General features: G+C 53.2%; 20 protein-coding genes. 12 read left to right on the top strand and 8 right to left on the bottom strand.

The window, feature by feature from the left end; all coding sequences use genetic code 11:
- The first annotated feature begins 12 nt into the window (after window positions 1–12).
- Genes AMM03_RS10220 through bamC form a run of 3 tightly spaced genes read left to right on the top strand, consistent with a single transcriptional unit; the run spans window position 13 to window position 2,680 of the window.
- Complete coding sequence (locus tag AMM03_RS10220) at window positions 13–555, top strand: class I SAM-dependent methyltransferase (protein ID WP_090131233.1); 543 nt, start codon at window positions 13–15, stop codon at window positions 553–555.
- A 30-nt stretch (window positions 556–585) separates the two neighbouring features.
- Window positions 586–1,482 (top strand): 4-hydroxy-tetrahydrodipicolinate synthase, encoded by an 897-nt coding sequence (gene dapA, locus AMM03_RS10215; RefSeq protein ID WP_090131231.1) that lies wholly within the window; start codon window positions 586–588, stop codon window positions 1,480–1,482.
- 46 nt (window positions 1,483–1,528) lie between these two features.
- Window positions 1,529–2,680, top strand: coding sequence for an outer membrane protein assembly factor BamC (gene bamC, locus AMM03_RS10210; protein WP_228764648.1), 1,152 nt, complete (start codon window positions 1,529–1,531; stop codon window positions 2,678–2,680).
- Window positions 2,681–2,751: 71 nt separating this feature from the next.
- Here the strand turns inward: bamC and AMM03_RS10205 are convergent, their stop codons facing one another.
- Window positions 2,752–2,961, bottom strand: a complete 210-nt coding sequence (locus AMM03_RS10205; protein WP_090131225.1) for a hypothetical protein — start codon at window positions 2,959–2,961, stop codon at window positions 2,752–2,754.
- 164 nt (window positions 2,962–3,125) lie between these two features.
- Window positions 3,126–4,265, bottom strand: coding sequence for a JmjC domain-containing protein (locus AMM03_RS10200; RefSeq protein WP_090131223.1), 1,140 nt, complete (start codon window positions 4,263–4,265; stop codon window positions 3,126–3,128).
- A gap of 44 nt (window positions 4,266–4,309) precedes the next feature.
- On the opposite strand from AMM03_RS10200, the gene AMM03_RS10195 reads away from it, so the two are divergent.
- The gene (locus tag AMM03_RS10195) at window positions 4,310–4,843 is read left to right on the top strand and encodes an FKBP-type peptidyl-prolyl cis-trans isomerase (RefSeq protein ID WP_090131221.1); all 534 of its coding nucleotides are present in this window, start codon (window positions 4,310–4,312) and stop codon (window positions 4,841–4,843) included.
- A 64-nt stretch (window positions 4,844–4,907) separates the two neighbouring features.
- Here AMM03_RS10195 and dut read toward each other — a convergent pair whose 3' ends face one another.
- Both dut and coaBC read right to left on the bottom strand, forming a co-directional pair.
- Window positions 4,908–5,357, bottom strand: a complete 450-nt coding sequence (dut, locus tag AMM03_RS10190) for a dUTP diphosphatase (RefSeq protein WP_090131568.1) — start codon at window positions 5,355–5,357, stop codon at window positions 4,908–4,910.
- 15 nt (window positions 5,358–5,372) lie between these two features.
- The gene (coaBC, locus tag AMM03_RS10185; protein WP_090131218.1) at window positions 5,373–6,590 is read right to left on the bottom strand and encodes a bifunctional phosphopantothenoylcysteine decarboxylase/phosphopantothenate--cysteine ligase CoaBC; all 1,218 of its coding nucleotides are present in this window, start codon (window positions 6,588–6,590) and stop codon (window positions 5,373–5,375) included.
- 78 nt (window positions 6,591–6,668) lie between these two features.
- Between coaBC and AMM03_RS10180 the strand changes: the two genes are divergently transcribed.
- The 6 genes from AMM03_RS10180 to AMM03_RS10155 all read left to right on the top strand — a co-directional run bounded on the left by AMM03_RS10180 (window position 6,669) and on the right by AMM03_RS10155 (window position 12,164).
- On the top strand, window positions 6,669–8,336 hold the full coding sequence (locus AMM03_RS10180) for a CTP synthase (protein ID WP_090131217.1): 1,668 nt from the start codon (window positions 6,669–6,671) through the stop codon (window positions 8,334–8,336).
- Between the two features lie 27 nt (window positions 8,337–8,363).
- Window positions 8,364–9,218, top strand: coding sequence for a 3-deoxy-8-phosphooctulonate synthase (kdsA, locus tag AMM03_RS10175; protein ID WP_090131215.1), 855 nt, complete (start codon window positions 8,364–8,366; stop codon window positions 9,216–9,218).
- A gap of 65 nt (window positions 9,219–9,283) precedes the next feature.
- Entirely contained in the window at window positions 9,284–10,567 is a 1,284-nt protein-coding gene (gene eno / locus AMM03_RS10170; protein ID WP_090131213.1) for a phosphopyruvate hydratase, read from the top strand.
- Window positions 10,568–10,595: 28 nt separating this feature from the next.
- Complete coding sequence (locus tag AMM03_RS10165; RefSeq protein WP_090131566.1) at window positions 10,596–10,871, top strand: septum formation initiator family protein; 276 nt, start codon at window positions 10,596–10,598, stop codon at window positions 10,869–10,871.
- Entirely contained in the window at window positions 10,868–11,455 is a 588-nt protein-coding gene (gene pnuC, locus AMM03_RS10160; RefSeq protein WP_090131211.1) for a nicotinamide riboside transporter PnuC, read from the top strand. The genes AMM03_RS10165 and pnuC overlap by 4 nt, the downstream gene beginning before the upstream one ends.
- The gene (locus tag AMM03_RS10155; RefSeq protein WP_090131209.1) at window positions 11,445–12,164 is read left to right on the top strand and encodes an AAA family ATPase; all 720 of its coding nucleotides are present in this window, start codon (window positions 11,445–11,447) and stop codon (window positions 12,162–12,164) included. Before pnuC ends, AMM03_RS10155 begins: the two co-directional genes overlap by 11 nt.
- On the opposite strand, the gene AMM03_RS10150 is transcribed toward AMM03_RS10155, so the two are convergent.
- Both AMM03_RS10150 and AMM03_RS10145 read right to left on the bottom strand, forming a co-directional pair.
- Entirely contained in the window at window positions 12,158–13,147 is a 990-nt protein-coding gene (locus tag AMM03_RS10150) for an Hsp33 family molecular chaperone HslO (RefSeq protein WP_090131207.1), read from the bottom strand. The genes AMM03_RS10155 and AMM03_RS10150 overlap by 7 nt on opposite strands.
- A complete protein-coding gene (locus AMM03_RS10145; RefSeq protein WP_090131205.1) occupies window positions 13,140–13,664 on the bottom strand; it encodes a gamma carbonic anhydrase family protein in 525 nt (174 codons plus the stop codon). Before AMM03_RS10145 ends, AMM03_RS10150 begins: the two co-directional genes overlap by 8 nt.
- A 58-nt stretch (window positions 13,665–13,722) precedes the next feature.
- On the opposite strand from AMM03_RS10145, the gene AMM03_RS10140 reads away from it, so the two are divergent.
- Together AMM03_RS10140 and AMM03_RS10135 are read left to right on the top strand one after the other, a co-directional pair.
- Window positions 13,723–14,538 carry a ferritin-like domain-containing protein gene (locus AMM03_RS10140; protein WP_228764647.1) on the top strand — a complete coding sequence of 272 codons (816 nt, stop codon included), beginning with the start codon at window positions 13,723–13,725 and terminating at the stop codon, window positions 14,536–14,538.
- 8 nt (window positions 14,539–14,546) lie between these two features.
- Window positions 14,547–15,815: an amino acid deaminase gene (locus tag AMM03_RS10135; RefSeq protein WP_090131203.1), complete on the top strand. Its 1,269-nt coding sequence runs from the start codon at window positions 14,547–14,549 to the stop codon at window positions 15,813–15,815.
- Between the two features lie 12 nt (window positions 15,816–15,827).
- On the opposite strand, the gene xerD is transcribed toward AMM03_RS10135, so the two are convergent.
- Both xerD and AMM03_RS10125 read right to left on the bottom strand, forming a co-directional pair.
- Window positions 15,828–16,736, bottom strand: coding sequence for a site-specific tyrosine recombinase XerD (xerD, locus tag AMM03_RS10130; protein WP_090131201.1), 909 nt, complete (start codon window positions 16,734–16,736; stop codon window positions 15,828–15,830).
- A complete protein-coding gene (locus AMM03_RS10125; protein WP_090131199.1) occupies window positions 16,736–17,710 on the bottom strand; it encodes a tripartite tricarboxylate transporter substrate binding protein BugE in 975 nt (324 codons plus the stop codon). Before AMM03_RS10125 ends, xerD begins: the two co-directional genes overlap by 1 nt.
- Between the last annotated feature and the right edge of the window lie 60 nt (window positions 17,711–17,770).

Raw genomic sequence — 17,770 nt, 5'->3', positions numbered from 1 at the left:
AGGCTCAGACACATGCACGGCACAGAAAGTCCATCAGATTGGGTTCAGCGGTGGGCACATTTGGCGCAAAAAGGCAGCACAGTTTTGGATGTGGCCTGTGGCGCTGGCCGCCACATGCAATTTTTCAAACAATTGGGGCATCCCTGCACGGGCATTGATCGATCGGCCGAGGCTTTGTCCTTGGCCAAGTCCCATGGCCAAGTGGTAGAGGCCGATATAGAGAATGGCCCATGGCCCTTGGCGGGGCAACAATTTGGGGGGGTGGTGGTGACCAATTACCTTTGGCGCCCCCTGATGCCTGCCATTCTTCAAAGCTTGTTGCCAGGCGGCTTGTTGATTTATGAGACTTTCAGTGCCGGTCACGAAAAAATCGGTAAACCCTCTCGGCCCGACTTTCTGCTCAAACCAGGTGAATTACTCCAGACATTCGCCCCACTTCGCATCATTGCCTATGAGGATGGCTATTGGCACCCAACGCCAAAATGTGTGCAACGAATAGTGGCTGTAAAGCAAGACAATGATTCAGAACGCCAGTTTGGCCTAAGCAGTCGTTAGAATGCTCATTTGTCGATCTTTTCATTCGCCATGACGAAAACTTTTCAACCCATTACTGGCAGCATCCCTGCTTTGGTCACGCCCATGTTGGCGGACGGTTCTGTCGACTACGACACGCTCCGCAAACTGATCGATTGGCACATTGCCGAAGGCACAGATTGCATTGGCGTTGTCGGCACCACTGGCGAGTCCCCCACGGTCAATGTCGAAGAACACCGAGAAATCATTCGCGTGTCTGTGGAACAGGCCAAAGGCCGCGTCCCCATCATGGCAGGCTGCGGGGCCAATTCCACCGCCGAAGCCATTGAACTAGCCAAATTCGCCAAAAGCGTTGGCGCCGACTGCCAACTGCAAGTGGTGCCCTACTACAACAAACCAACGCAAGAAGGTCTTTACCAACACTTCAAAGCCATTGCAGAAGCAGTGCCCGACCTTCCCATTATTTTGTACAACGTGCCTGGCCGATCTGTGGCCGATATGCAGCATGAGACAGTGCTCAGGCTTGCCCAGGTCCCTGGCATTGTGGGCATCAAAGAAGCGACAGGCAACATTGAACGCGCTCAGTGGTTGATCCGCGACCTTCCCAAAGAGTTTGCCGTTTATTCAGGCGACGATCCAACAGCGGTTGCCTTGATGTTGTGCGGTGGCAAGGGCAATGTGAGTGTGACGGCCAATGTGGCGCCGCGCTTGATGCACGAATTGTGCGTTGCAGCCATTGCGGGCGATGTCAAAAAAGCCATGGAAATTCAATTCAAATTGATGCCTGTGCACAAAAATTTGTTTGTCGAAGCCAACCCTATTCCCGTCAAATGGGCCATGACCCGAATGGGCTTGTGCGGCGGTACTTTGCGTTTACCCATGACCGAACTTTCCAAATCACAACAGCCCGTGGTCGAAGCCGCACTGCGCGCCAGCGGTCTGATTTAAGTCCCTACTTCCTCGACCTTGCACACCCAAACTTCAGGATACACACGTGAATCGATTTGAGCCCACCCTTCGTCACATGACAGCCTTGGCCGGCGCCGCCGCCCTGGTTTGCCTCATGTCTGGCTGCTCTTCTCTGGAGGAAGACAAAATCAATTACAAGAGTGCAAACAAGCCATTGCCAACGCTCGAGGTCCCTCCTGACCTGACACAACTCAAGCGAGATAGCCGTTACCAAATTGGTGGTTCAACAAGTGCTCTGGCCATTGCCACGGGCGCTGCAACAACGTCTGATCGCAGTGCGACTGATAGCCAGACTGCAACCAACAAAGCGGGTAACGCGCGAATTGAACGCATCGGCCAGCAACGCATTCTGAAAGTTGACCTCAAGGCGGACGCGGTTTGGGAACCTCTGCGTGAATTTTGGAAAGAAAGCGGTTTTACGCTCAACATCGATCAACCCGCACTGGGCATCATGGAAACAGATTGGGCAGAAAATCGCGCCAACGTGCCACAAGACTTTATTCGCAGATCAATTGGCAAACTTTTTGACTCGCTTTATTCAACGGGCACAAGAGACAAGTTCCGAACACGCATTGAACGCACAGACACTGGCCTGGAAATTACGGTCACGCACCGTGGTTTGACCGAAGTCTTTTCAAACGCCGCCAAAGAGAGCACCACTTGGACGGCCCGTCCCGCCGACCCAGAATTGGAAATTGAGTTTTTACGCCGCATGATGCTTAAATTGGGTGGCGCCTCATTGGCCAGCGCGGCCAACAGTGCTCAACCGGCCGCAACCAGCGGCGCCAACCCAAGTGCCGCAGGTGGCAGCACTGATGTCAGCCTCATCAAAATTGGCAATCAGCCCGCCATTGAAATTAAGGATGGCTTTGACCGCGCATGGCGCAGAGTTGGCATTGCCATTGACAGAACAGGCTTTACGGTTGAAGACCGCGACCGCGGACAAGGCGTGTTTTTTGTTCGCTATGCGCCTGCGGGGCAGCCAGACAAAGAACCCGGTTTCTTTGCCAAAATTTTCTCAAGCGACAAGGCAACGCCCACACTTGCCAAATACCGTATAGCAGTGACCAGCAAAGGTGATGTTTCAACCGTCGTGGTTCAAGCGGCCGATGGTCTCCCAGAGACTTCTGCCAATGCAGAAAAAATCATCAAGCTTTTGGTCGGTGAAATTAAATAATTCAACCGAAGCCATCCATTGAAGACGAAAAAAAACCCCGCAGAGCGGGGTTTTTTTTGGACTGCTAAGAATTACTTCTTAGGAGCTTCAGCTGGTGCAGCAGGAGCAGCTGGTGCAGCGGCAGCAGCAGGAGCGGCAGCAGCGTCAGCAGGCTTAGCGTCAGCAGCAGGTGCAGCTGGAGCAGCAGCGGCTGGTGCTGGTGCAGCAGCTTCTTCTTTTTTACCGCAAGCAGCCAAAGCAGCAGCAGCGATCACGGCGGCCAAAACGAGGGACTTGTTCATGATTATTTTCCTTAAAGTTAGTGAAAAAACAATTTCCGGGAAATTGTCATCAAAGTTGATTAAACCCTGCTGACAGATCAGCGAGCACTCGAGCTCTCACTGAACAGCTTGCGATTATAGCTTGACTTACAGGGTAATTACTAGGCAGTCCAAATCGCCTCAGATTATTCATGCCACCAGCCCTCTTCCCACCAGGCTTGCATCAGCTCGGCCGCATTGGCGCTCAACTTAGCCGCCTCCTTCAGAGGCAAAAACTTGTCATTGGCCAACTTTCGAAGCAACTTGGCGTCTTGGCCGGCCGCTCGAAAGCTCTCGCCATTGATAAATACGTGTTTGGCATCAAACAGCATTTTGGTCCGACGGTCTAGACGCACATCGGCAGGCCAAACAAAGTTGGGCAATTCATCCTGGTCGGGGTTGTCGAACCAAACATTGGGCTTGGGCTCGGTCAAAGACTCCCCCAACAAACAATTCAGAAGTTGGGGATCTTTGAGGGCCTTGGCAATTGCATTGGCTGCAAATTGCTGCAAGGCCTGAGGCACAGAGGCGTCTTGAAAAACTGCGGGCTGTTGCGGATCTTGGTAAAGCACATCCTGAGACCCGCCAGAATCTTCTGCAACTTCCTCCGACAGGCCCATCAACAATTCACTGGCCAGTTCTGCACTTCGGGGCACCCTGAATCCAATCGAATAGGTCATGCATTCGCCCTGGGCAATACCGTCGTGGGCATAGCCCGGAGGTAAGTAAAGCATGTCGCCCGGATTCAAAACAAACTCAGCTTCTGGCTTGAACTCTTTGAGGATTTTGAGCGGAACGCCTTCCTGCAACTCAAATTTTTTCTGCCGACCTATGCGCCATTGACGCTGGCCGTGGGCTTGCAGCAAAAACACATCGTAGCTGTCGAAATGCGGACCCACACCCCCGCCCTCGGTGGCAAAACTGATCATCAAATCGTCAAGCCGCGCATCTGGCACAAAACGAAACTGTTGAAGCAGGGAATGGACCTCATCGTTGTGCAAATCGACGCCTTGAACCAATACCGTCCAATCGGGTGTTTTCAAAGAGGGCAAGCTCTTGCGGGCCATGGGCCCTTTTTTCAAGGTCCATTTGGCACCTTTGCGCACAATGCACCGAGACTCGACCTCCTCGCTTTCCACCATTTCTAGCAACGCTGCCCGCTCGACAAGCGGCTTCATGTTCGGCACGGCTTGCCGAATCAGCAAGGGCTTTTTTTGCCAATGACGTTTCATAAACTGCTCGGGCGTCAAACCACCCAACAAGGTCAAAGCTGTGTTTTTTTGCATAGGAACCTGATCCAAATCGATTTCAAAACTGCGACAATTCTGGGATGGATATTACTTCTCAATGTGTGGTCGAACTGACCTGGACGCTCAAAGATACTTTGGGCGAAGTTTTAGACGAGCTCGACGAGCCTGTAGCCTTCTACATTGGCGGCCACGATTTGCTGCCCAAAATTGAAGAGGCGCTCCAAGGCCATATCGTGGGCGCCAAGGTCGATTTGCACCTCGAACCCGAAGACGCCTTTGGTGACTTTGATGAGAACTTGCTGTTTCTAGAACCACGCGGCTTGTTCCCCAAAGACATTGAGGAAGGCTTGACCATTGAAGGCACGGCCTTGCCATCGGCTTGCAACCCCGATGCACCCCGCAATGTGCTGTACACCATCACCGAAATTTATCCAGAACATGTGGTGCTTGACGGCAATCATCCGCTGTCTGGCATTGCCTTGCGCTTAAGCCTCAAAGTCAACCATGTGCGACTGGCCACCGATCAAGAACAAGAAGCAGGCACCTGCGGCACTGGCTTTTTCAAAATTGAAATTGGCGATGCACCCGCTTCAGGTGGCGGCTTGCTCCATTGAGCTTGACTGAGCTGGACTGAGCTTCAAGGCATGCTCGCAAGCGGGCATCCCTAAGCCATCAAATTCATCGTTTGCCTGTCGAGCCGTAGCCGCCCTCGCCGCGCTCGCTGGGGGCATCAAATTCAGTCACCACATTGAATCTGGCCTGCACCACAGGGACAATGACCATCTGGGCAATGCGCTCCATGGGCTGAATGGTGAAAGCCTCTTGGCTCCGATTCCAGCAACTGACCATCAGCGGGCCTTGGTAATCGCTGTCGATCAAACCCACCAGATTGCCCAACACAATGCCATGCTTGTGGCCCAAGCCAGAGCGTGGCAACAACATGGCCGCAAAACCAGGGTCTTTGAGATAAACCGACAAGCCCGTAGAAATCAATTGCCAAGCATTGGGCTGCAAGGTGACTGGGGCGTCCAAGCAAGCCCGCAAATCAAGGCCAGCACTGCCTGGTGTGGCATAAGCGGGCAATTGATCTGCCATGCGGGGATCTAAAATTTTGACGTCAACATTCATCATATTTTTCAGCGTTCAGTGTTTGACAAGCCTGGCAGCAATGTCTTGAATCAAGTCATACGCCAACTTGGTTTTGGTATCGCGAGGAAATTCTTTGGCGCCTTGCGCATCGACCAACAACAAAGCGTTGTCATCTTGACCGAAGGTGCTGGGGCCGATGTTGCCCACCAACAAAGGCACGCCTTTGCGCGCTCGCTTGGCCGTGGCATGGGCTAGCAAGTCGTGGCTTTCAGCGGCAAAGCCGACACAAAATAACGCACCGCTTTGTGCCCGAGCCGTTTGAGCCACCGAAGCCAATATGTCGGGATTTTCGACAAAGCTCAATTCAGGTGTGTCACCTGAACCGTCTTTCTTGATTTTTTGATCTGCTGCCAAGGCAGGACGCCAGTCGGCCACAGCTGCCGCCGCTATGAACACTTGGGCATTCGCCGTTAACTGTTGAACCGCCTCATTCATTTGCATTGCCGAACGCACATCGACCCGCTTGACACCCCGAGGCGTTGACAAACTCACAGGACCTGCGACCAGCGTCACTTGAGCGCCAGCGTGGCGGGCTGCACGCGCAATGGCAAATCCCATTTTGCCGCTGGACAAATTGGTGATGCCTCGCACGGGGTCAATCGCTTCGTAAGTTGGGCCCGCCGTGATCAACACATGCTGTCCGGCCAAGCATTTGGGCGTCCAAAAAGCTTGCAGCTCTTCCACAATCTCCTCAGCCTCCAACATTCGGCCATCACCCGTCTCGCCGCAGGCTTGATCACCCTGCCCCACATCGAGGACATGGGTGCCATCGGCTTTGAGTTGGGCCACATTGCGCTGCGTGGCGGGGTGCGCCCACATTTCGCGGTTCATGGCGGGCGCCAAAATGAGAGGCACTTTTTGAAGCGGCCGGGCCAGGCATGTCAGGCTGAGTAATTCGTCGGCCTTGCCATGAATCAGCTTGGCCATGAAATCGGCACTGGCGGGGGCAATCAAAATGGCATCGGCTTCCCGGCTCAAGTTGATGTGCGCCATGTTGTTGCCTTCGCGGGCGTCCCATTGGGAGGTGTAAACAGCCTTACCAGAGAGCGCTTGCATGGTGACAGGGGTGATGAATTGGGCCGCCGCCTCCGTCATGACCACCTGGACTTCTGCGCCGGCTTTGACAAGCGATCGGCAAAGCTCAGCCGCCTTGAAACAGGCAATGCCACCGGTGAGTCCTAAAAGGATGCGTTTTCCGTGCAAATCGTTCATGTTCGGCAATGTAGCAGATCAGGACACCTTTATAATCTCGTTTTCCATCTCCCGGGTGCTCAGCATCCCGTCCTGGACATGACCAAATTCGTCTTCGTCACCGGTGGTGTGGTGTCTTCCCTGGGTAAGGGAATCGCCTCCGCCTCTCTCGCCGCGATCCTAGAATCGCGCGGCCTGTCAGTCACCCTCATCAAGCTGGACCCGTACATCAACGTCGACCCAGGCACCATGTCACCGTTTCAACACGGTGAGGTGTTTGTCACCGACGATGGCGCCGAAACCGACCTGGATTTGGGTCACTACGAGCGCTTTATCAACACCCGCATGAAGAAGGCTAACAACTTCACCACAGGTCAAATCTACAAAAGCGTGCTCGAAAAAGAACGCCGCGGCGATTATTTGGGTAAAACCGTACAGGTCATTCCTCACATTACCAACGAAATTCAAGACTACATCAAACGCGGCGCCGGCTTTGACACGCCCGAAGCTGTCGATGTGGCCATTGTTGAAATTGGCGGCACTGTGGGTGACATTGAGTCCCTGCCCTTCTTGGAAGCTGTGCGCCAACTGAGCTTGCGCCTTGGACCCAACAACGCCGCCTTTGTGCACCTTACTTATGTGCCTTGGATTGCAGCCGCAGGCGAGCTCAAAACCAAACCGACACAGCACACGGTTCAAAAATTGCGCGAAATCGGTATTCAGCCCGATGCGCTTTTGTGCCGTGCCGATCGCATGATTCCGGAAGACGAGAAAGACAAGATTTCGCTCTTCACCAACGTGCAAAGCTGGGGCGTGATCTCCATGCCCGACGTTGACACCATTTACAAAGTGCCCCGCGTCTTGCACGAACAAGGCTTGGACGGCCTCATTTGCGACCGATTGCACATCAACACGCCGCCTGCCAACCTCAAGCGTTGGGACGACTTGGTTTACGAAACCGAACACCCCCAAGGCGAAGTCACCATTGCCATGGTGGGCAAATACGTTGAACTGTCAGACAGCTACAAATCTGTCAATGAAGCATTGCGCCATGCTGGCATGCGCAACCATGTGCGCGTCAAAATTGAACACATCGACTCAGAAACCATCACCCCAGAAACCGTGGCCCAACTGGCCAAGTTTGACGGCGTGTTGGTCCCAGGCGGATTTGGCAAACGCGGCGTAGAAGGCAAAATTCAAACCGCTCGTTTTGCGCGTGAAAGCAAAGTGCCTTACCTTGGCATTTGCTTGGGCATGCAAGTGGCCACCATCGAATACGCGCGCCACGTAGCGGGCATGGCCAACGCCAACAGCACCGAGTTTGAACCCGACACTCCCTTCCCCGTCATTGCTTTGATCAATGAGTGGAAAGATGCCGATGGCACTATCCAAGTCCGAGATGCGCAATCTGATTTGGGTGGCACCATGCGTTTAGGCGCTCAAAGTTCTGACGTGTCTGCGGGCACTTTGGCACGTGACATCTATGGCCCTGTGGTCACAGAGCGTCATCGTCATCGCTACGAAGCCAATGTGAATTATTTGGACACCTTGCGTGAAGCTGGGCTGGTCATTTCTGCGCTGACGCAGCGCGAGCAACTGACAGAAATTGTAGAACTACCAACCGATGTTCACCCATGGTTTGTGGGCGTTCAATTTCACCCCGAATTCAAATCAACCCCATGGGATGGTCATCCCTTGTTCAACGCGTTTATCAAGGCGTCGATTGATCATCAAAAGGGTGCCAAGCACCTCAAAGCCGTTGCTTAAATTTGAAGTAACGAAACAAGGAACACCATGAAACTGTGCGGATTTAATGTTGGCCTCGATCAAAGATTCTTCCTGATTGCTGGCCCCTGCGTCATTGAATCCGAGCAGTTGCAAATGGACACAGCGGGCACCTTGAAAGAGATCACATCCGCTTTGGGAATCCCTTTTATTTTCAAGAGCAGTTACGACAAAGCCAACCGCTCTTCTGGCAGCACCTTCCGCGGTCCTGGCATGGAAAAAGGCTTGGAAATTTTGGCCAAGGTCAAGCGTGAATTGCACGTCCCCATCCTCACCGATGTGCACACCGAAGCCGACATCCCTGTTGTTGCCTCCATTGTTGACGTGCTGCAAACGCCCGCGTTCTTGTGCCGCCAAACTGACTTCATTCGTGCCGTGGCCCAATCAGGCAAACCGGTCAACATCAAGAAGGGGCAGTTTTTGGCCCCTCACGACATGAAGAACGTGATCGACAAAGCGCGTGCAGCGGCCCGTGAAGCAGGCTTGCCAGAAGACAACTTCATGGCGTGTGAGCGCGGCGTCAGCTTTGGCTACAACAACTTGGTGTCTGACATGCGCAGCTTGGCCATCATGCGCGAAACCGGCGCGCCCGTGGTGTTTGACGCCACCCATTCGGTTCAATTGCCAGGCGGCCAAGGCACCAGTTCTGGCGGCATGCGGGAGATGGTGCCAGTCTTGTCACGAGCAGCCGTGGCGGTGGGTGTGGCGGGTTTGTTCATGGAAACACACCCTAACCCCGCAGAGGCCATGTCTGACGGCCCCAACGCCGTGCCTTTGCAACACATGAAAGCCCTGCTGGAAACTTTGCTGGAACTCGACGCAGTCACCAAAAAGAACCCCTTCCTTGAAAATAATTTCCAGTGATTGATTGCATCATTCAGTTGTTTTTTGGATTTAACGATTTTTAATTTAGACAGAGAGAAGTAAACATGAGTGCGATTGTTGACATTGTGGGCCGCGAAATCTTAGACAGCCGCGGCAACCCTACCGTTGAATGTGATGTGCTGTTGGAATCCGGCGTGATGGGCCGTGCCGCAGTGCCTTCTGGCGCCTCCACTGGTAGCCGCGAAGCCATTGAATTGCGTGATGGCGACAAGAGCCGTTACTTGGGCAAAGGCGTTCTGAAAGCCGTTGAGCACATCAACACCGAAATCTCTGAAGCCGTGTTGGGTCTTGATGCTTCCGAGCAATCTTTCCTCGACAAAACTTTGATCGATCTGGACGGCACAGAAAATAAGAGCCGCTTGGGCGCCAACGCCATGCTGGCAGTTTCTATGGCGGTGGCCCGCGCTGCTGCTGAAGAGTCTGGTTTGCCTTTGTACCGCTACTTTGGCGGCATGCACGCATGCCAGTTGCCCGTGCCCATGATGAACGTCATCAATGGCGGCGCACACGCCAACAACAACCTCGACTTGCAAGAATTGATGATCATTCCCGTAGGCGCCCCTAGCTTCCGCGAAGCCGTGCGTTACGGCGCTGAAGTGTTCCACGCCTTGAAGAAAATCATTCACGACAAGGGCATGAGCATTGCAGTCGGCGACGAAGGCGGCTTTGCCCCCAACGTGCCCAACCACGAAGCCGCCATCCAAATGATTTTGGACGCCATCAGCGCAGCCGGCTACACCGCTGGCGAGCAAATTGCCATTGGCCTCGACTGCGCGGCCAGCGAGTTTTACAAAGACGGCAAATACGAACTCGAAGGTGAAGGCTTGTCCTTAACTGGCGAGCAGTGGATTGACATGTTGGCCACTTGGGTCGACAAGTACCCCATCATCAGCATTGAAGACGGCATGGCCGAAGGCGACTGGGATGGTTGGAAATTGCTCACCGAGCGTTTGGGCGAAAAAGTTCAAATCGTCGGCGACGACTTGTTCGTGACCAACACCAAAATTTTGAAAGAAGGCATCGACAAAGGCATCGCCAATTCGATCCTGATCAAGATCAACCAAATTGGCACCCTGACCGAAACTTTTGCCGCCATTGAAATGGCCAAGCGCGCCGGTTATACCGCCGTCATTAGCCACCGTTCTGGTGAGACCGAAGACGCCACCATTGCCGACATTGCCGTAGGCTTGAACGCAGGTCAAATCAAAACCGGCTCTATGAGCCGAAGCGATCGCATGGCCAAATACAACCAACTGCTTCGCATCGAAGAAGATTTGGGCGATGTGGCCGAGTACCCTGGCCGTTCAGCGTTTTACAATCTTCGTTAATTAATCCGCATCGACATATTCAATGCTCATGGAAAACCGTTTTTGGCCAGCCGTCCTGATCGCCTTGCTGCTGATCTTGCAAGGACAAATTTGGCTGGGCAAAGGCGGCGTTCCTACTGTCATTGAGCTTGAAAATAAAATCAAAGAGCAAAACGAGTTGAATGCCAAAGCCAAGCGCATCAACAGCCAACTCAACTCTGAAGTGAACGACCTCAAAGAAGGTCTGAACACCGTCGAAGAACGTGCCCGCCACGAACTGGGCATGGTCAAAGCCAACGAAATTTTTGTACAGATCGAAAAATGATGGACTCGGTCGAACTGGCCGGTTTTGTTCTGTCGTTGGCAATGGTTTATTGCAATATTCGACAAATTCATTGGGGATGGTTATTGACCATCCTCAGCTCTGTTCTTTATGGCTATGTTTTTTGGAAAACAGCGCTTTATGGACAAGCGGCATTGCAGGTGATGTTCATCGTGATGGCGGTCTGGGGCTGGCAAAAGTGGCTTCAAGGCCGATCCCAGAGTGCGGCTTCTGCAGACATGACCGTCACTGACCTACTCCCAATCAGCTCACTTCAACGCCATGAATGGCAACGAGCAGGGGTGGCAACACTTCTGGCCTGGTCTTTTTGCACGGTGGTTCTCCAACACTTTTCCGACAGCAAGGTCGTCGGTTTAGACGCCTTGATTACCGCCTTGGCATTGTTAGGGCAATATTTATTAGGCCAAAAAAAAATAGAGACTTGGTGGGTATGGCTGGCAGTCAACATCCTGACCGTTGCACTGATGGTTACGCAAAACCTTTGGCTAACTGCTCTCCTCTACTTTGTCTTTGCCGTGCTCAGCGTGGTGGGCTTGAAAGCCTGGCGAAAACAACATGCGCACTGAGCCTATTCGCATCGCTTTACTTGGCGCAGAGAGTACTGGCAAAACCAGCATCTGCGAGGGCATCTCTCAGGCGCTTAGGGCTCAGGGCTTGGAGGTCACTGCAGTGCCTGAAACTCTCAGAGAATGGTGCGACGCCCATGGCAGAACGCCCCAAGCGCACGAACAGGCCGCCATTGCACAACAACACGCTGAACGTATTTTCTCAATCAGCAAGGGCTGGGTGATTGCGGACACCAGTCCTCTCATGACTGCCATTTACAGCGACTACATTTTTCAAGACAAATCACTTTATGCCCAAGCGCTTCAGCAACAAGCGCAATTTGATTTAACGCTGGTGATGGGTCTGGACGTGGCTTGGGTTCCGGATGGTTTGCAACGCGATGGCGCTCATGTGCGCGAGCCCGTCGACAATTTGCTTCGTCAGGCCTTGCAAAGTGCACAACTGCCCTTTAAAGTGATTTACGGTAAATCCGATGCGCGCTTGTATGCCGCGCTAATGGCCATCCGCGAAGGCGTCGGTGAATTAAGTGGCGACTTGGGTCAGCACCTCAGCAGCTACAAAGCCATCCAAACACAAAGAGACGAGAGTCAATATGGTTTGAACAAAGGCAAGATGGCCTGGCGCTGCGATTTGTGCAGCGATGCGGAATGCGAGCACAAATTGTTCAGCGACTTGCTGAAGTCAGATCAAACTCAGACAAATCAGTGAACTGAAGGACCTGTTGGCGGTATGGCTTCTGGTTGTGTGAAGAGGCTGGCTGCATCGACAGGGTCAAAATGGTATTGCTTGCCGCAAAACTCGCAACCCACTTCGATGTTTTCACGCTCCGACAAAATACTCTCCACCTCTGCCACACCCAAGCCTTTGATCATGCGACCCACGCGCTCGCGGCTGCAGCTGCAGTGAAATTTGGGGCCGGTTTCTCCGACCAGCGGCTCAAAGCGCAGCAAGGGTTCTTCCCAGAACAAACGGTGCAATACCGTCTCAATGTCTAAGCCTAATAGCTCTTCAGCTTTCAAGCTTTTGGCCAAAATAGAAATGCGGTTGTAGTCTTCACTCTGACCCAAGGCGGCTTCTCGCTCCACCGAGTCGTACTTGCCAGCCAAGTTGCCAGAACCTTCCAGGGGCAGTCTTTGAATCAATATACCCGCAGCCACGTCCATGTTGGCGGCCAAAACCAAGGTGGTATCCAGTTGCTCTGATTGCAACATGTAGTGCTCTAGGACTTCGCTCAATTTCTCAAGCTTTTCCTTTTGATCGCCAAACAAAGGCACCACCCCCTGATAGGGTTGCTGTCCTGGCATGCGGTCTAGGGGGTCCAAAGTAATGGCACAGCGACCTTCGTTGTTTTGGTTCACCATTTGACTCAGGCTGGCATCTGGCGCCACTTCGCCTTGGAGTGTTGCCGTTGCGCGCACACCAAAGTCGGGCTGTACTTCAACCACGGCCAACTTGGCGGGGCCATCGCCAAAGATTTGCAAGACCAAGGCGCCATTGAATTTGATGTTGGCTTGCATCAACACCGCAGCAGCCGACATCTGACCCAATAGCTCAGTCACTGGCGCAGGATATGCACCGGTTTCGTTGTTGGCCGCGCGGCGCTTGAGAATCTCTTGCCATGCATCGGTTAAGCGAACGATGGCGCCCCTAACGGGCAAACCATCAAAAAGAAATTTATGAAGTTCAGACAATTTTTTTCAAACCCGATTGAAAGCGATGTGCATTCTCGATGTAGTGCTTGGCAGACATTCGCAAGCCTTGAATTTGCTCTGGGGACAACTCGCGAACCACTTTGGCTGGTGAGCCCATGATCATGGAGCCATCCGGAAATTCTTTGCCCTCGGTGACCAAGGACCCTGCACCCACCAAACAATTCTTACCAATCTTGGCGCCATTCAAAACCACAGCGCCAATGCCAATCAAGGACTCATCGCCGATGGTGCACCCGTGCAACATGACCTGATGACCCACCGTGACGTTTTTGCCCACCGTCAGGGGCTTGTCAATGTCTGCATGCAAAACAGAGCAGTCCTGAATGTTTGAGCCTTCGCCAATGACAATGGTTTCGGTGTCGCCGCGAATGATGGTGCCAAACCAAACACTGGCGTTCACGCCCAATTCGACAGCGCCCATCACCTGCGCGCTATCGGCGACCCAAGCGCCCTCCGCGACTTTGGGGTGCTTGTCATCTAACGAATAAATTGCCATTTCAGACCTCTTTAGCCTTGACACAAAACCTCCATTGTAGGCACCCCTAAAATAGGGCATGCCACGCGCCGAAATGCCCCCCGTTGCCACAGACCTTCGACTGGCCGTCCTGACGCCCTTGCTTGAGAAAAATGCCGTCTTGAAGGCAGAGCTTACTTTGGCCCTGCCGGAAGATTTGAAGTTGGACACCCAAGCCGCAATAGCCGATCCTGGCAGCATTCCGGGGCGCCCCGCCCAACCCGTGCTGGTATCGCATACCAGCCTCAAAGCCAAACCGCTCAACACACCCGAAGGCCGTGCTTTATTGCTGCACGCCATTGCCCACATTGAACTTAACGCCATCGATTTGGCGCTCGATGTGGTATGGCGTTTCAGCAGCATGCCCGAAGACTTCTACCGCGACTGGGTGCGCATCGCCAAAGAAGAAGCCAAGCACTTTTTGCTGCTGCAACGGCATTTGGTCGGCATGGGCTTTGACTACGGCCCCTTCCCTGCGCATAACTCTTTGTGGGACATGGCCGAGCGCACCAAGGGTGACATTTTGGCCCGCATCGGCTTGGTCCCCAGAACCATGGAGGCGCGAGGTTTAGATGCGTCACCTGGCGTGAAGAACAAATTGATCAGCGCAGGTGACTTGGCTGCAGGGCGAATTCTGGACATCATTCTGGAAGATGAAATTGGCCATGTGGCTGCAGGCAATCGTTGGTATCGCTTTGTCTGTCAAGAACGCGGGCTCGACCCGATTGCCACTTACCGCGAATTGATTCAACAATACGATGCACCCAAACTCAAGTCGCCCTACAACCTTGAAGCCAGACGTTTGGCAGGCTTCGATGATGAAGAACTAAATTACTTAGCGGCCAATGGTTTGTAAATAACTTGATGACACACATCGATGCTTCGTACAAAGGATTTCCTCGCCATTTAAAGCCAGTTGACTTGACGCAAGTCGGTGAGCAAGGCTGGGCGTTATTGGAAGGCCACTTGTCGCTGCCCTTGGCGGTTCTCAAGCAAAACGCCCTCGCGCACAACTTAGGGTGGATGCATGACTTTTGTCGCCATCGCGGTTTGGACATCGCGCCTCATGGCAAAACCACCATGTCGCCAGAGCTCTACAGCATGCAACTGAAAGCAGGCGCATGGGGCATCAGTTTTGCCAATGTATTTCAAGCGGGGCTGTGCATTCGGCATGGCGTTCAGCGGGTCATCATTGCCAACCAAGTTTTTCAGGCTGCCGACCTAGACACGCTTGCCAAGCTGCTACTTGATCACCCCTCAGCCAGAATTTACTTTTTGGTCGATTCCATGCCCCAACTGGATGCCATTGAGGCATGGCAGGCTAAGCAAGCAGTCAAAGTGATATTCACAGTGCTGATCGAACTGGGCATGGATGGCAAACGAACCGGCTGCCGCAATCATTCACAAGCAATGGCTTTAGCCCAAAGAATCAAGGCCATGCCTGGCTTGTCTTTGTGCGGCATTGAGTGCTATGAAGGCGCACTGGCCACCTGCAACCATGATCAAGACACATCGTCTGTGGCCGAGCTCATGGCGCGCGTTCAAGATTTGGCTCAAGCGTGTGAAGCAGCCGATTTGTTCGAGTGTGAAGAAGTCTTACTGACGGCTGGTGGCTCAGCCATCTTTGACTTGGTGGCAAAGAATTTGAAGCCTGTCCTAAAGCACCCTACCCGCGGTGTTTTACGTTCCGGTTGCTACCTGACCCACGATCATGTGCATTACAAAAAAATGTTGCAGTGTGTGGGTGAGCGATTGCAATTGCGCGAAACACTCAAGCCCGCATTGGAAGTACTCAGCCGCGTGCAGTCATGCCCCGAACCTGGTTTGGCTATTTTGTCGATGGGCAAACGAGACGTTTCATTTGACATGGATTTACCCATTCCAATTTGGCGCGCCCAAGTAGGCGACAGCACCGCACGCTCAGTGCCTGCCCATTGGGAAATTAAAGCCTTGAACGATCAACATGCGTATCTGCACTTTCATTCGCAGGCGCCCCATGATGAACAGCCCTTTGTGGGGCAAATCATTGGCAGTGGCATTTCACACCCCTGCACCACCTTCGACAAATGGCGCTGGATGCCAGTGGTCGACGATCACTACAAAGTGATCGATGCCATTTCAATTCATTTCTAAATCGGCCAACATTCACCCGCGCGGATGGTGCTGCGCGTGCAAGTTCTTCAAGCGCTCTCTGGCCACATGGGTGTAGATGGTGGTGGTTGAAATATCGGCATGCCCCAACAGCACTTGCACTGACCTCAGATCTGCCCCGTGATTGAGCAAGTGCGTTGCAAATGCATGTCGCAGGGTATGCGGCGACAAAGGCGCAGTGATACCAGCCAATACCGCATACTTTTTAATCAAGCTCCAAAACATGATGCGTGACATGGCCGTACCTGCCTTGGGACCACTGGCCGTCACAAACAAATCGTCGGTTTGTTTGGCACCCAGCAACGCGCCACGTGCGTTTTGCATGTAACTGAGCAAACTGTCTCTGGCCATGTCGCCAAAAGGCACCAAGCGCTCTTTGCTGCCTTTGCCCATGATTCGCAAGACGCCTTCGTTCAGAGATACATGCAGCGTTTTAAGCTTAACCAATTCGGACACCCGCAAGCCACTGGCGTACAACAACTCCAGCATGGCCTTGTCTCTCAATCCCAGGGAGGTGTTGGCGTCGGGCGCAGACAAAAGCGCATCAACTTGGTCTTCGGACAATGTTTTGGGCACACGCAAGGCTTGCTTGGCGGCCAGCATCCTTAAGGTGGGATCGACCCCAACAATGCGCTCTCGCAATGCCCAACGAAAGTAACGCTTGAAGACCGTCAGGCGGCGATTGGCGGAGGTGGCTTTGGAGAGGCTGTGCCGAGCTGCAAAATAAGCTTGCAAGTGAGACTCTTGCGCGGCATCAAGTGCAGTGGCGGCATGAACCTGCAACCACTGCGCCAGAGCAGTGAGATCTCTGCGGTAGGCGGCCAGGGTGTTGGCCGACAAACCGTCCTCTAACCAAACCGCATCAACAAAGCGGTCGATGGCGGTTTGGTTGTGGTCGGTCATCAATCCAGCTTGAGGCCTTGAGCGTCAACCACTTTTTTGTAGACCTCAAATTCGGCCTTGATTTGAGCGGCAAACTGATCGGGGGTATTGGCAACAATCAAAGAACCTGTGTCTTCAATGCGCTTGCGAACGGCTGGGTCTTCCAGGGCTTTCTTGACGCCATTGCTGACCTTATCGACCACTTCTTTGGGCAAATTCTTAGGGCCCAAAATGCCGTAATAGGCCATGCGATTGACAGGCTCCAAGCCCACTTCTTTGAAGGTAGGCACGTTGGGCAACTGTGTGAGGCGCTGGGGTGCAGCAACCACAATGGGAATCAATTTGCCAGTTTGGATGAATGGCAAAGCAGATGGCATGTTGTCAAAAATGATCGGCACTTGACCCGCAACCGTGTCATTCAAAGCAGGGCCCGCACCGCGGTAAGGGATGTGCGTGATAAACACACCAGCCAAGCTTTTCCACAATTCAGTTTGCAAGTGGCCAATGCCGCCAGTGCCGGAAGACGCGTAGGAATATTTGCCAGGATTTTTCTTGAGTTCAGCAACGAAATCTTTGTAATTGCGAGCGGGAAAACTGGGGTGCACCGCAATCACATTAGGCGTGGCCGCAATGTTGATGATGGGGGTGAAATCCGTCACAGGGTTGTAGGGATTTTTAGGGTTGATGGCAGGATTGGCTGCTGTGGTTGAGACCGTGGCCATGCCCAATGAATAGCCATCGGGTGTTGCACGCACAGTTTCGGTGGCGCCCACGACACCGCCGCCGCCCGCCTTGTTTTCAACAATGACTGACTGGCCCAAGGCTTTGCCCAAGGGTTCGGAAATAACGCGCGCCACAATGTCAGTGGTGCCGCCGGGTGCAAAAGGCACTTGCAAGCGGACCACTTTGTTGGGGTAAGTTTGTGCCAAGACTGAAGCACTGGCGCCAAGGGCCAACAAGGCAGCGGCAGCCACCCAACTCGTACGACGTTTCATTTCAACTCCTCAAATAAATGACTCAACATCATAAGCAATAAGTTGGCAACTTAGAAGCCC

Source organism: Limnohabitans sp. Rim11, assembly GCF_001269365.1.
GTDB lineage: Bacteria > Pseudomonadota > Gammaproteobacteria > Burkholderiales > Burkholderiaceae_C > Limnohabitans_A.
Note: the sequence above shows the minus strand (reverse complement) of the source record. Positions and strands in the feature narration are given on the sequence as shown.